Here is a 14,564-nt window from a genome sequence, read left to right on the forward strand (position 1 = left end):
ACACTGCTTACATTGATACTTTTGTTTAGCCTGCTTATTCATACCAAACTTGTATAGTTTATCAGAATTACAGCGTGGGCATTTTATATTAGTTTTGCTCATTGTTCTTCTCTCCTTTTCGAAGGGGGTATTATTTAGTCTTGCAAACCTATTGTATTTCCTTGGGTTGAGAAGAGCAATGTTCATATAACTTAACAGATCGTTTATAAGCTTCAGGAGGAATTATGAAAATAGTAGTAGTAGATGATGATAAAATTATTAGATTAGGATTAACTAAGATAATAAGAAGATTATTTGAACAGCATGAAGTAATTTCAGATTTTCAAAATGGATTAGTTGCTCTAGAATATCTAAGAGAAAATAAAGTGGATTTAGTAATTACAGATATAAAGATGCCTATAATGACGGGAAGTGAATTAATAGAGAAGTCAGCAAAAGAATTGGACAACCCTCCTATGTTTGTGGTTTTAAGTGGATATGATGAATTTACATATGTAAGAGATACAATGAAATCAGGAGCATTTAATTATTTACTTAAACCTATAAAGCAAGAAGAGCTTAAAAAGGCGATTCAAGAAGTAGAAGTTAAAATTAAAGAAAATAAGAAACAAGATAAGTTATTAAGTAAATCAATAGAGGTATTAAAAAGGGACTTTTTTAAACATATATTATTTTCAAATGTTGAAACAAATTATAAAACAGACCGATCACTTTTAGAGAATATACAGTTAAATGAAAATTATAAGTATAAGATGACAATTGTTCAGAGAGATGGAAATAATGATAAAACAATAATAAGTAATTTTATAAGAGATATATTAGAGTTAAATAAAGATGTAGAATATTTATCTTTTTATTTTGAAGATAACGTATATATAGTGTTCTATCTAGAATGTAGCGAAGTAAATTTAATTAATAAATTAACAGAAGATATTATAAGTAAAGCTGACAGCTTAGTTGAAAACGATAAGAATGTATTTATTATTGAATATACTGATAAAGTTTGGCAGTTACGTGAACAGTCAAGGCTTTTTAGAAAGTTAAAAAATAATATTAGTAGTGAAAGTAAGGCCAAAAAGTATATTTTAAGTTTATCAGAAGAAATGAATAATAATATATATGATGAGAATGAAAAAACAAATGTTACAGCTATAAAATTGGCGAAGCAGTATATTATTAAAAACTTCAATAAAAATATAACACTTAAAGAAGTGGCGGATGAAGTGTTTTTAAGTCAGAATTATTTATCAGAGCTATTTAAAAAGGAGATGGGGGAAGGGTTCTATGATTTCCTTTCTAGATATAGGATACAGGTTGCAAAAGATTTATTATTAACAACAAATCTGAGGGTTTATGAAATAGCAGAAAATGTGGGATATAACGATTCTATAACTTTTGGAAGAGCATTTAAGAAGATAACAGGAGCAACACCAAATAGTTTTAGAAATAATAGGGTGAGTGAATAAGAGTAATATTTATTAAGTATTATGAAAGAGGTTAGAATTTATGAATAAACATAAAATGAAGAGAATCTTACTAGGTGTATATCTTATGATTATTAGTAGTATTTTTATTAGTTGTACAGCTATATATAAAAATAATATTAATGATATAACTGCTAAAGGTGATGAGGAATTAGAAGGAACAATACGGTTTGTTAGTAATAGAACTGATAAAAAAGCAGAATTAGAAGCTTTAATTAGTGATTTTGAAGAAATGCATCCAGGGGTAAAAGTTGAACTGGAGCTTATCGGAGATGCAGAAGAGATACTTCAAAGAAAGGCTACAGTAGGTGAATTATCAGATATAACGTTAGTTCCTGCAGCTATAAAGATAAGTGAATATAGTAAGTATTTTATGCCTTTAGATGGATTGGGGTTTGATGAAGATAGTATATATAATTATTCTAGTGGGATTGGTAGTGATGGGAAATTATACAATATAGATAGCTCTATATCATGGAATGGAGTTTTATATAATAAAAAAGTTTTTGAAGAAGCAGGTATTGAAGGTATACCAAGGACAAATGAAGAATTTTTTGAAGTTTGTAAAAAAATAAAAGCAATAAATAAGGTTCCTATGGCTATAAATTATAAAAATAGTTGGACAATGAGTACGTGGATAGATACATTACCATATGCATTTAATAATAAGTTTGAAGATGAAGTTATATTAAATTCAGTAAATATACTAGAAGAAGGGAATGGATTATATAAATCTTTAAACTTCATAAGGACAATAGTTCAAGAGGGATATTGTGAAGAGGATTTATTAAATTATGAATGGGAACAATGCAAACAAGATATAAAAAATGGAGAAGTAGCTATGATATTTTGGAGCTCTAACTATAAATATCAGTTAGAGGATATAGGAATGAATGTCGAAGATATAGGAATGTTTCCATTACCTGAAATTAATGAAATAATAGTTTATGGTGATTATAGGTTTGGAATTTCAAAGAATACAAAGTACCCTGAAGCAGCAAAAACATTTTTTAAATTTATTTTTGAAGATGATAGATATGCAGATGCAGTGAATATATTACCAATATCAAAGAATAGTGATAAAAGTAAAAATTTTCTTAAGGAAATTCAAAGTTTTGATATACCTGTTATAATTCACGATAATATTATTGATTATGGAGAAGATTATATAAATATTAATCATGAAAAATATGATAGCTTAAGAAAGCTAACTGGATTAAATTATACCTTTGTACAAGAGTATATTGTAAGTGATAATGTAGAAGAATTAAGTAATGATTTAAATAATAGATGGAATGAGCTAAAGTCTAAAGAAATGTTAAATTAGATAAATATATACTGTGCTTAAGAAAATATATACAAAAATAAAGAGTTGTCTAGCACAATATTGTATTTTTGAATATTAGATAATAAATTTTAAGTAAAGGTTTAAAAATATAAATAGAATGGAGTTATAGTATGAGTAATTATATTGCATTTGATATAGGAGGATCATCTGTAAAATGGTCTATAATAAATTTAAATGGAGAATTTTTAGAGAATGGAAAGATATCTATTCCTAAAACTATAGAGGAATTTTTTAAAGCTATTGCAGATAAGGTTAATGAGTTAAAGGACAAGTATCAGTTAGAGGGAGTAGCTATAAGTGCACCAGGAGCTGTAGATTCAGTAAGCGGAATAATAGGAGGAATGAGTGCATTACCATATATTCATGGGCCAAATTTTAAAGTCATTTTAAATGAAATGACTAGCTTACCAATTGAAATCGAAAATGATGCAAATTGTGCAGCTTTAGGTGAATGCTGGAGAGGGGCTGCAATGGATGCAAATGATTCTGCTTTTGTAGTTTGTGGAACTGGTATTGGAGGAGCCTTAATTAAGGATAAAAAAATTCATACAGGAATCCATAAACATGGTGGAGAGTTTGGATATTGCTTTGTAGATATAGACGTTGTAAATAAAAAATATTTATCTTGGAGTAGAGCGGGATCAACATTTGCAGTAGCAAAAGCTATCGCAGATAGAAAAGGGATAAATATAGATGAATTTAATGGAGTTAAAGCATTTGAATTGTATGATAATGGTGATGAGATAGCTATTGAAGAGGTAAATAAATTCTTTAGATATATGGCAATAGGTATATATAATATTCAATATACTTATGACCCAGAAGTTATAATCTTAGGTGGAGCAATATGCGAAAGAAAAGGGTTTTTAGAAGAAGTAACTAGAAGTATTGATATAATAATGGCAAGTAATGACGATGCAAGTATTAGACCAGTAGTTAAGATATGTAAATATGGAAATGATGCTAATAAATTAGGTGCATTATATAATTTTCTTCAAAAACAAAATTTAATTTAAGATTAGAATAGGATAGCTTTATTAACTGACTTTTGTGTATTTTGCAGAGGTCAGTTATTTTATTTTAGTAAGTCTAAACTTTTAATAAGAATTATATACAAATAATATGGCATTCAAGTTAATTTATCCAATAGAAAACGTTGTATTGGTATACTGATGATAGATTATTATTTTATTCAAAAAAGAAATTTTGTATAGAAGGAGAGATAAAATGAGTAATAAGTATACTTTCCCAGAAGGGTTTTGGTGGGGGTCAGCTACATCAGGGCCACAAAGCGAAGGGGATTTTAATAAGCCACATAAAAATGTATTTGATTATTGGTATGAAATAGAACCAGAAGCTTTCTTTGATAAAGTAGGGCCATCAGTAACATCTAATTTTTATAATAGCTATAAAGATGATTTAGCTATGTTAAGAGAGATTGGATTAAATAGTTTTAGAACGTCAATTCAATGGACAAGACTTATAAAAGATTTAGAAACTGGTGAACCTGATGAAGATGGTATAAGATTTTATAATGATGTTATAGATGAAACTATAAAAAATGGAATGATTCCAGTTATGAATTTACATCATTTTGATTTACCTGTTGAATTATATGATAAATATGGTGGATGGGAATCAAAGCATGTTGTTGAGTTGTTTGTAAAATTTGCTGAAACAGCATTTAAGTTATTTGGTGATAGGGTAAAATATTGGACAACTTTCAATGAGCCTATGGTAGTTGTTGAAGGAGAATATTTATATGAATTCCATTACCCTAAAATAGTAGATGGCAGAAAAGCTATGCAAGTTTTATATAATATTAATTTAGCATCTGCTAAAGCTATAAAGAAGTATAGAGAGTTAGGATGTAATAAAGATGGAGGAAAAATAGGTATAGTACTTAATTTAACACCTGCATATCCAAGAAGTAATAGTGATGAAGATTTAAAGGCAGCTAAGATAGCTGATACAATATTTAATTATTCATTCTTAGACCCTGCTGTAAAGGGGGAATTTCCTAGCCTATTAATAGAGCTTTTAGATAAAGATAATGTTTTATGGGAAAGCACTGAAGAAGAGTTAGAAATAATTAAACAAAATACTATAGATTTCTTAGGGGTAAATTATTATCAGCCAAGAAGAGTTATGGCTAAGGAGGTTGAAGTAGATAAATCAGAACCTTGGATGCCAAATAAATATTTTGATTACTATGATATGCCTAACAAGAGAATGAATCCATATAGAGGATGGGAGATATATCCACAAGCTATGTATGATATAGCTATAAATATAAGAGATAACTATAATAATATACCTTGGTATATATCTGAAAATGGTATGGGCGTTGAAGGTGAAGAAAAATATAAAGATGAAAATGGAGAAATTCAAGATGATTATAGAATTGAATTCTTTGAGGAACATCTACAATATTTACACAAAGGAATCCAAGAAGGTTCAAATTGTTTTGGATTCCATTCATGGACACCTATAGACTGCTGGTCATGGTCTAATGCATATAAAAATAGATACGGATATATTGGATTAGATTTAGATACACAAACTAAGAAAATAAAGAAATCTGGTAAATGGATTAAAGAAGTAGCACAAAATAACGGATTCTAATTTATTATAAAGATATAGAGAGTAACTATATAGTTCTCTCTATATTTTTTTATGTTTATATAATATATAGGGACTGACTAATTAAATTACCTAAATATAAAGAAGATAAGCTATTAAGAGATTATAGTATTAAATTTAAGAAATCTGAAAGTTTAGTTACTAAGTATTATAAAAAATAATAAGCAATAAAAATATTAATTTTAAATATATATTCGTAATAATAGATAAATAAGAGGAATTGAATATTATAGTAATCTTAATAATATAATATAGTACAAATACTAAATAAGGTAGGGTGTAATGGCTAGAACATATGCATATTCGGCTGATTTTGATAGAGAGGTTGAAAACCTCTTTAGAGAAGCAGAGTTTTTAGGTGAAGGTCATAATGGAATTGTTTATGAAGTTCCAGGAGATAAAGCATTGAAGATATTTTTAGATAAAAAGGTATGTAAGGAAGAAGCTGATATTTTAGAAAAAGTAAGGAGATCAAAATATTTTCCCAAAATATATAGCCGAGGAGATTATTATATCTTAAGAGAAAAAGTTGATGGTATGAGATTAGACCATTATATTGAGCAATATGGATTGACTGAAAAATTATCATATAACCTATATAAATTGATTAAAGAGTTTGAGAAATTAAGATTTACCAAATTAGATATAAGATGTAGAGATGTTTATGTAGGTGATGATGAAAGGGTAATGGTTATAGATCCTAAGCAATGTTATAGAAGGAAAGTATCTTATCCAAGACATTTGATGAAGGGGCTAAATGGAATAAATGTACTTGATCAGTTTCTAAACTATGTGGAGAGATTTGATAAAAAAACCAGTCTTGAGTGGGGAAAGAAGATGGAACAATATTACTATAAGCAAGATAATGAGGAAATAGTTTAACTGATTAATAGAAAATGTAGAATTTATAATTACTTAGTGAGTTTGAATTACAACTTCTAAAAATAAAGCTAGCATTTGTGTTAGCTTTATTTTTTATACCTTAAAAAATTTTATAAAATAAGATAACTGTTTTTTAACATTATCAGGGTATTTTTAATGAATATTATCCTAGGCTGTGGATAAAATAAACAAGAGAGATTTATTGGAAGTTACATCTTCGACCATAAAGGAGAAGATGTTTCATAAGTGAAGTTCCAAATTTTAATTTGGTAAGCTGAACTTACACATTCGACATTAAGGAGAAGGTGTTTCATAACTGAAAATCAAAATTTTATATTTTACAATTGAAAGTTACATCTTCGACAATAAAGGAGAAGATGTTTCACTTATAAATTAAGGAGGAGACATGTAATGAAAAATTTCGTGGAAATAGTTGATGTAGTAGCAAGACAAATACTTGATTCAAGATGTTTTCCAACTGTAGAAGTTGAGGTATATCTAGAAGATGGAACTGTAGGAAGAGCTGCTGTACCATCAGGAGCATCAACAGGAATATATGAAGCTGTTGAATTAAGAGATGGTGATAAATCTAAATTCATGGGTAAAAGTGTACTTAAAGCTGTTGAAAATGTTAATGATACAATAGCTGAAGAATTAATAGGATGTAACGTATTTGACCAAACTTATATAGACAAAATGTTAATAGAGTTAGATGGAACTAACAATAAAGGTAAGTTAGGGGCTAATGCAATACTAGGAGTATCTCTTGCTGTTGCTCAAGCTGCTGCAAACTATTTAGGATTACCTTTATATCAATACGTTGGTGGAGTAAATGCGAAGGTTTTACCAGTTCCAATGATGAATATTATAAATGGTGGATCTCATGCAGATAACTCTGTTGATTTACAAGAATTTATGGTTATGCCTGTAGGGTTTGATTCTTTTGATACAGCAGTTCAAGCATGTGCAGAAGTTTATCATGCATTAAAGAAAACTTTAAACGATAAAGGATATGCTACTGGTGTTGGAGATGAAGGTGGATTTGCACCTAACTTAAAGTCAAATGCAGAAGCTATCGAAGTTATTTTGGAAGCTATTAAGAAAGCTGGTTATGAACCAGGAAAAGAAATGTTTATAGCTATAGATGCAGCATCTTCTGAATACTATAAAGATGGTAAATATGTTTTAGAACATGAAGGAAAGACTTTAACAGCTGCTGAAATGGTAGATTTCTTAGAAGATTGGGTTAACAAGTATCCAATCATATCTATTGAAGACGGTATGGCAGAAGAAGATTGGGAAGGTTGGAAGCTATTAACAGAAAGACTTGGAAAGAAAGTTCAATTAGTTGGTGATGACTTATTTGTTACTAACACTGAAAGATTAGAAGAAGGAATTAAAAAGGGAGTTGCAAACTCTATTCTTATAAAATTAAACCAAATTGGTACTTTAACAGAAACTTTAAATGCTATAGAAATGGCTAATAGAGCAGGATACACAGCAGTTATTTCTCATAGAAGTGGTGAAACAGAAGATACAACTATCGCAGATTTAGTTGTTGCTGTTAATGCTGGTCAAATTAAGACTGGAGCACCTGCAAGATCTGAAAGAGTTGCTAAGTACAATCAATTAATAAGAATAGCTGAAGAACTTGACGATGTTGCTGAATATCGTGGAAGAAAAGCATTCTTTAATATTAAAGAATAATATATTTAGGAGCTACAAAAGTAGCTCCTTTTTCATTCAATTAATATAAACAGTAATTACTATTTATAGTATAAAAATATGATTTTAATAGATGTAATTGTTTAATATGTATAATAAAAATATAAAAATAACTATTTTAGATTTCAAATTATAATGAAATATTTCTATAAGAATATTAATTAGTAGAAAGCGTAGGTGGATATTATGGGGAGAATAGCAAGTGAAGAAATGTTAAAAGAATCTTTAGTATATAGAGGAGATACGTATAAAGTTAAAAAGGTATTTGAAAAAGCTGATAGAGGAGAAGATATTACAGTAGCTTTTATAGGTGGATCAATAACGCAAGGATGTAATGCTACAATTCATGAAAACTGTTATGCAAACAGAACTTATTTATGGTTTAAAAATAGATTCCCTAAAATTAACGTAACGTATTTGAACGCAGGAATAGGGGCTACAGGTTCTATAATAGGAGTTCATAGAGTAGAAAATCAAGTTTTAAGTAAAAATCCTGATATAGTATTTGTAGATTTTGCTGTTAATGATAAAGATAATAAATACAATAAAATAGCTTATGATAGTTTAATAAGAAGAATATTAACTCATAATAGTAAGCCAGCTGTAGTTGAGGTATTTATGAGTACTGATATTTTAGGAAATGTTCAAGAGCAACAGATAGAGATAGGAAAAAGATATAATGTTCCAATGGTTAGCTTTAGAGATGCTATTAGAACTGAGATAAGTAATGGAAATTTGAAGTGGAATGAAGTGGCTTCTGATGAGGTACATCCAAATGATAAAGGACATAAGATAATTTCTGAGTTATTGATTAATTTATTAGAAAGCATAGATAGAGACGATGATATAAAGGGAAATGAAGACAAAATAATTGGACAACCTGTTTTTGGCGAAGATTATATTAAAGGACAGATTTTAAATTCTGATAGTGTTGAAGTTATATGTACTAAAGGAATGGTAGTAGATACTGAAGGATTCCAAGGTTTTAAAAATGGTTGGACTATTGATTCAGATTTCTCTAGTGAAGGTAACTTAAAGTTAGAGGTAGAAGGAAAAAATGTATTTGTACTATATAAGAAATTAATAAAAGACACTGCAGGAAGTTTTGATGTTAAGGTTAATGGAAATTATATTAAGAATATAAATAGCTATTTTGAAGGTGGATGGGGTGATTATTCAGAAACTGAAGTTTTAATAGAAGGAGATAAGAAAGAAAGATATACAATTGAGTTTTTAGTAGATAGTAATAATATATATAAAGAAATATATATTATGGGGTTATTAGTATCATAGAAGGAGAGAATTTATGCGTTTAGAAAACCTTGATAAAGATAAATATGCGTTAATAGAAGCAGATAATCCTAATTATCAATATATGGGGAGAGTAGATTTTGAAAATCCTAAAGCTCCGACTATCATTTATGCTGGAAGTACAATTAGAACAAAATTTACAGGAACGTCATTAAAGATAGCTATTAACAATAATGGTGGAGGGTACGAAAGTGCCATTGGATTTATTATTGATGGAAATATTACAGGGAAAGTAGTTATAGAAGAACATGGCAAAGATATTATTTTAAATGTTGCAGAAGGACTTAAAGAAGGAATTCATGATTTAGTCCTATATAAGAGAGCTTCCGCTTGTCATTATTTTGATTTTTACGGAGTAATTTTAGATAAGTGGTGTTGTATAAAAGCCCCAGAAGAAAAAAGTAATAGAAGAATTGAATGCTTTGGAGATTCTGTTTCGGCAGGAGAAGTTTCAGAAGCTCTAGATTATGTGGGAAAAGTAGATCCAGAAGGACATGAAGGAACATTATCTAATTCATGGTATTCATATTCTATGATGACAGCGAGAAATTTAGGAGCAGAAATTAATAATATTGCTCAAGGTGGAATTGCAGTAATGAATGGAACTGGATACTTTAATCCTGATAGGGGATATTTAGGATTAGAATCAACTTATGACAAATTAAGATATAATCCAGAATTAGGCTATTGCAATGAGTGGGATTTCTCAAATTATATTCCTCATGTAGTAATAATGGCACTTGGGCAGAATGATGCACATCCATATGACTATATAGATGAAGATAAAGAAAAAAGAGAACTATGGAAAGCAAAATATAAAAATATTATTTTAGATTTAAGAAGCAAATATCCAGAGGCTTTATTTGTTATTATAACTACTATTTTATGTCATAACAAAGGTTGGGATGATGCCTTAGATGAAATGACAAATGATATAAATGATGAAAAGATAGTTAGATTTAAATTTAAAAGAAATGGTTTAGGAACACCAGGGCATATAAGAATACAAGAGGCAGAGGAAATGGCTAATGAATTAACTAGTTTTATAAAAAGCTTTGGATATGATATTTGGAGTTAATAAAATATGTAGTTTTTATGATATATATATAATAATTATGGTGATATATAAAAGTAGTTAAATTAATAAATTAAATATAGTAAAGTTTAGACATAGGTTATTATTTTATTATTGAATATTGTGCAAAACGTATACAGATTGAGGGGGAAAAGAAAATGGTAAAAATAATAGGTAGTGAATTAAAAAACATTCCTTGGCAAGATAAACCAGAAGGGTATGAAGGCGTTGTTTGGAGACATAGTGCAAATCCAATTATAGGATGGAACCCTACAAAGAAAACAGCAAGAATTTTTAATAGTGCAGTAGTACCATATGAAGATGGATTTATAGGAATATTTAGAGCAGACCATAAACATGGTAAACCACAATTGCATTTAGGAAGAAGTAAAGATGGATTAAAATGGGATATTGAAGATGAAGAAATTCATTGGAAAGATGAAGCTGGGAATGATTATCAACCAAATTATTCTTATGATCCGAGATTAGTAAAAATAGAAGACACTTATTATATAGTTTGGTGTGCTGAATTTGGAGGAGCAGCCTTAGGGTTAGGAATGACAAAGGATTTTAAAGAATTTACAAGACTTGAAAATCCATTTATTCCATTCAATAGAAATGGAGTATTATTTCCAAGAAAGATTAATGATAAATATATGTTATTAAGTAGGCCAAGTGATAGTGGACATACTCCATTTGGAGATATATTCTTAAGTGAAAGTCCAGATTTAGTTCACTGGGGTAAACATAGAAGAGTAATGTCTAAAGGTGGTTCAGGTTGGTGGCAAGGAACTAAGATTGGTGGAGGAGCAATTCCAATAGAAACTACTGAAGGATGGTTACTATTCTACCATGGTGTTTCAGGAACTTGTAATGGATTTGTGTATAGTATGGGTGCTGCAATCTTAGATAAAGATAATCCAAGCAAGGTTTTATATAGAACTAGAGATTACTTGTTAACTCCTGAAAAGGACTATGAAACTACAGGATTTGTACCTAATGTAGCATTCCCTTGTGCAACTTTACATGATGCAGAAACAGGAAGAATAGCGATTTACTATGGAGCAGCAGACACATACGTAGCTGTAGCTTATGCTCAAGTTGATGAATTAGTTAAATATATTAAAGAAAATTCAGAGCTAGTATATGGTGATGATATAGAATTTAGATAGTATAAAGAGATGATCTTTTAATAGGTCATCTCTTTTATGCTAAGTAAAATTATAAACATAAAAAGAATGGAAATATTAACATAAAATCGTAGGAGTAAGAGCAAATAAAAAATATTAAATTTGCTGCTCGATTATGGATGTATTTGTAAAATGACTTGTGTTTTAATTATTATTATGTTATCATTGATTCATATGAATACAAATAAAAGTGATAATTGGGAGGTGTAACCGTGAAAAGTTTTTTATTTGTTTTAGAAGCGGTTTTAGGATTAATAGTTGTAGTATCAATATTAATGCAAAAAAGTAAAGCTGATGCTTTAAGTGGACTTATACAAGGTAGTAAAAGCGAAACTTTCTTTGCTAAAAATAAAGCAAAGACTAAGGAAGCGATGTTAGCAAAGATAACTATAATCTCAATGCTTTTATTTGCTATAAATACAGTAGCTTTAAATTTACTTTAATATATGATAGACCGCCTACAACTAGGTGGTCTATTTTATTTTGCAATAAATTATAAAGGTTAGAATTTACAACGAGTGCTTTGAATAAAAATATATTACTGTGGTACTATAATAAATGACTGGGGAATGAAAATTATGGGAATAATTATAGTGATGAAATATGGAGGAAAATTTATATATGGGAATTAAAGAAACGTTATTAAATTTTATGAGAGAAGAAGCGTATAGACCTATGGATATTCAGGAACTAGTTTCAGTATTTGATATAAATCCTGATGAATATAAGGATTTTAAAAATGCTCTAAAAGTAATGGAGTTAGAGGGTCTTATTGTTAGAACTAAAAAAGATAGATTTGCAGTACCAGAAAGAATTGGATTAGTGCAAGGAAGAATAGAAACTCATAAAAAGGGATTTGGATTTTTAATAGCAGAAACTGAAGGAGAGCCAGATGTATTTATACCGAGTTCTTCAATGAATGGTGCTATGAATGGTGACAGAGTTATTGTACAAATAACTAGAGAAGATAGAAATGGTAGAAAGAAAGAGGGAGAAGTAGTAGAAGTTATTGAAAGAGCTAATACTACTATAATTGGAGTTTACGAAGATAGCAGAAACTTTGGGTTTGTAGTTCCAGAAGATACAAGAATAAATCAAGATATTTTTGTATCTAAAAAAGATAAAAATGGAGCTAACCATGGAGATGTAGTTATAGTTAAAGTAACTAAGTGGCCAGATGGAAGAAGAAGTCCAGAAGGGATAGTTAAAGAGGTACTAGGTAAAAAAGGTGATAGAGGATTAGATATATTAACTATAATTAAGAAGTTTGGATTACCAGAAGAATTTCCACCAAAGGTACTAAGTTATGCTGAGGGAATTTCAGAAGAGATAGATGAAAAAGAAATTAGAAGAAGAAAAGATATAAGAAATTTAAGAATGGTTACTATAGATGGAGAAGATGCTAAAGATTTAGATGATGCCGTATCTATAGAAAGAATGGATAATGGAAGATATAAATTAGGAGTGCATATAGCTGACGTAACTCATTACGTAAAAGAAAAGAATCCTCTAGATAAGGAAGCTTTAAAAAGAGGAACTTCAGTATATTTAATAGACAGAGTTATTCCAATGTTACCGAAGAAGCTTTCTAATGGAATATGTTCATTAAATCCTAAGGTAGATAGACTTGCATTAAGTTGTTTTATGATAATTGATGATAAAGGTAAGGTTTTAAATCATGAGATAGCAGAAACTGTTATAAGAACTTCTGAAAGAATGACTTATACAGACGTTACTAAAATATTAAAGGATAAAGATGAAGAACTTATAAAGAAATATGACTATCTTGTAGATGATTTTAAGACAATGGAAGAGCTTTGCTTAATCTTAAGAGAAAAGAGAATGAGAAGAGGAGCAATAGACTTTAACTTTGAAGAGTCTAAGATAATATTAAATGAAAATGGTAAGCCGATAGATATTAGACCTTATGAAAGAGAAATAGCAAATAGAATAATAGAAGAGTTTATGCTTGTATGTAACGAAACTATTGCAGAGGCTATGTTCTGGAATAATATACCGTTTGTTTATAGAGTTCATGAAGATCCAGATGAAGAAAAACTAGATAGATTCAGAGAGTTTATTTATAATCTTGGATATACTATGAAGCCAACTCAAGATATACATCCAAGAATGTTACAAGAGGTGTTGGAAAAAGTAAAAGGTAAAAAAGAAGAGGTAGTAGTTAGTACCCTTTTATTAAGAAGTATGATGAAAGCAAAATATACTCCAGAATGTACTTCACACTTTGGATTAGCTGCTAGATATTATTGTCACTTTACTTCACCAATACGTAGATATCCAGATTTACAAATTCATAGAATTATTAAAGAATTTTTAAATGGTAAGATAGATGAAAAGAGAACTGAAAAGCTTACTACTATAGTAGAAATTGCAGCTAAGATGTCTTCAGATACAGAAAGAATAGCTGAAGAAGCAGAGAGAGAAGTTGATGACTTAAAGAAAGCTGAATATATGATGGATAGAATTGGAGAAGAATTTGAAGGTATTATATCTTCTGTTACATCATTTGGAATATTTGTAGAGCTTCCTAATACAGTAGAAGGACTTGTTCATATAACAGATTTAGATGATGATTACTATGTTTATGATGAACAACACTTAATGCTTTTAGGTCAAAGAACTAAAAAAATATATAGACTTGGAGATTCAGTAAAGGTTGTTTGTAGCAGAGTAGATATAGACAACAGAGAAATATTCTTTGATATACTTGAAAGTGAAAATGATAGACAAGAAATAATTCCAAGTGATGAAACAGCTTCGATAATAGCAGAAGTTAAAAAGGAATTTGGGGTTCAAGAAACTATAGAAGATGAAGAGTAATTAAGATTTAAATGGAGAGAGTTAATAGTTAATGAATAAAGCCAGCTGTTGTTGACTTTAAGCAA

12 protein-coding genes are annotated in these 14,564 nt (G+C 29.1%); 11 read left to right on the plus strand and 1 reads right to left on the minus strand.

Annotated elements, in window-relative coordinates; translation table 11 throughout:
• Positions 1–102 (minus strand): IS1 family transposase (locus tag H8S10_RS07530; protein WP_347707662.1); only part of this gene is annotated, 102 nt, incomplete at its 3' end.
• Between the two features lie 122 nt (positions 103–224).
• Here H8S10_RS07530 and H8S10_RS07535 point away from each other — a divergent pair.
• From H8S10_RS07535 to rnr, 11 genes are all read left to right on the plus strand, one after another.
• Positions 225–1,466: a response regulator gene (locus H8S10_RS07535; protein ID WP_186838464.1), complete on the plus strand. Its 1,242-nt coding sequence runs from the start codon at positions 225–227 to the stop codon at positions 1,464–1,466.
• Positions 1,467–1,506: 40 nt separating this feature from the next.
• Positions 1,507–2,811: an extracellular solute-binding protein gene (locus H8S10_RS07540; protein WP_186838465.1), complete on the plus strand. Its 1,305-nt coding sequence runs from the start codon at positions 1,507–1,509 to the stop codon at positions 2,809–2,811.
• A gap of 131 nt (positions 2,812–2,942) precedes the next feature.
• On the plus strand, positions 2,943–3,848 hold the full coding sequence (locus tag H8S10_RS07545; RefSeq protein WP_186838466.1) for an ROK family protein: 906 nt from the start codon (positions 2,943–2,945) through the stop codon (positions 3,846–3,848).
• A gap of 211 nt (positions 3,849–4,059) precedes the next feature.
• Positions 4,060–5,457, plus strand: a complete 1,398-nt coding sequence (locus H8S10_RS07550) for a glycoside hydrolase family 1 protein (RefSeq protein WP_186838467.1) — start codon at positions 4,060–4,062, stop codon at positions 5,455–5,457.
• A gap of 300 nt (positions 5,458–5,757) precedes the next feature.
• Positions 5,758–6,357 (plus strand): protein kinase, encoded by a 600-nt coding sequence (locus tag H8S10_RS07555; RefSeq protein ID WP_186838468.1) that lies wholly within the window; start codon positions 5,758–5,760, stop codon positions 6,355–6,357.
• Between the two features lie 411 nt (positions 6,358–6,768).
• Complete coding sequence (eno, locus tag H8S10_RS07560) at positions 6,769–8,064, plus strand: phosphopyruvate hydratase (RefSeq protein ID WP_186838469.1); 1,296 nt, start codon at positions 6,769–6,771, stop codon at positions 8,062–8,064.
• A gap of 204 nt (positions 8,065–8,268) precedes the next feature.
• Complete coding sequence (locus H8S10_RS07565) at positions 8,269–9,375, plus strand: SGNH/GDSL hydrolase family protein (RefSeq protein WP_186838470.1); 1,107 nt, start codon at positions 8,269–8,271, stop codon at positions 9,373–9,375.
• Positions 9,376–9,388: 13 nt separating this feature from the next.
• The gene (locus tag H8S10_RS07570) at positions 9,389–10,471 is read left to right on the plus strand and encodes an electron transporter RnfD (RefSeq protein ID WP_186838471.1); all 1,083 of its coding nucleotides are present in this window, start codon (positions 9,389–9,391) and stop codon (positions 10,469–10,471) included.
• A 155-nt stretch (positions 10,472–10,626) separates the two neighbouring features.
• Positions 10,627–11,640, plus strand: coding sequence for a glycoside hydrolase family 130 protein (locus H8S10_RS07575; protein WP_186838472.1), 1,014 nt, complete (start codon positions 10,627–10,629; stop codon positions 11,638–11,640).
• 230 nt (positions 11,641–11,870) lie between these two features.
• Positions 11,871–12,101, plus strand: coding sequence for a preprotein translocase subunit SecG (gene secG / locus H8S10_RS07580; RefSeq protein ID WP_055264393.1), 231 nt, complete (start codon positions 11,871–11,873; stop codon positions 12,099–12,101).
• Positions 12,102–12,279: 178 nt separating this feature from the next.
• Positions 12,280–14,499, plus strand: coding sequence for a ribonuclease R (rnr, locus tag H8S10_RS07585; RefSeq protein WP_186838473.1), 2,220 nt, complete (start codon positions 12,280–12,282; stop codon positions 14,497–14,499).
• Positions 14,500–14,564: the final 65 nt, after the last annotated feature.

It is taken from the genome of Clostridium sp. NSJ-49 (genome assembly GCF_014287725.1).
Taxonomy (GTDB): domain Bacteria; phylum Bacillota; class Clostridia; order Clostridiales; family Clostridiaceae; genus Clostridium; species Clostridium disporicum_B.

Bases quoted from the DNA above. Each gene is read 5' to 3' on its own strand.
- H8S10_RS07545 (WP_186838466.1), top strand. From the start codon at position 2,943: ATGAGTAATTATATTGCATTTGATATAGGAGGATCATCTGTAAAATGG.
- H8S10_RS07550 (WP_186838467.1), top strand. From the start codon at position 4,060: ATGAGTAATAAGTATACTTTCCCAGAAGGGTTTTGGTGGGGGTCAGCT.
- H8S10_RS07565 (WP_186838470.1), top strand. From the start codon at position 8,269: ATGGGGAGAATAGCAAGTGAAGAAATGTTAAAAGAATCTTTAGTATAT.
- rnr (WP_186838473.1), top strand. From the start codon at position 12,280: ATGGGAATTAAAGAAACGTTATTAAATTTTATGAGAGAAGAAGCGTAT.
- H8S10_RS07555 (WP_186838468.1), top strand. From the start codon at position 5,758: ATGGCTAGAACATATGCATATTCGGCTGATTTTGATAGAGAGGTTGAA.
- eno (WP_186838469.1), top strand. From the start codon at position 6,769: ATGAAAAATTTCGTGGAAATAGTTGATGTAGTAGCAAGACAAATACTT.
- H8S10_RS07570 (WP_186838471.1), top strand. From the start codon at position 9,389: ATGCGTTTAGAAAACCTTGATAAAGATAAATATGCGTTAATAGAAGCA.
- H8S10_RS07540 (WP_186838465.1), top strand. From the start codon at position 1,507: ATGAATAAACATAAAATGAAGAGAATCTTACTAGGTGTATATCTTATG.
- H8S10_RS07575 (WP_186838472.1), top strand. From the start codon at position 10,627: ATGGTAAAAATAATAGGTAGTGAATTAAAAAACATTCCTTGGCAAGAT.
- H8S10_RS07535 (WP_186838464.1), top strand. From the start codon at position 225: ATGAAAATAGTAGTAGTAGATGATGATAAAATTATTAGATTAGGATTA.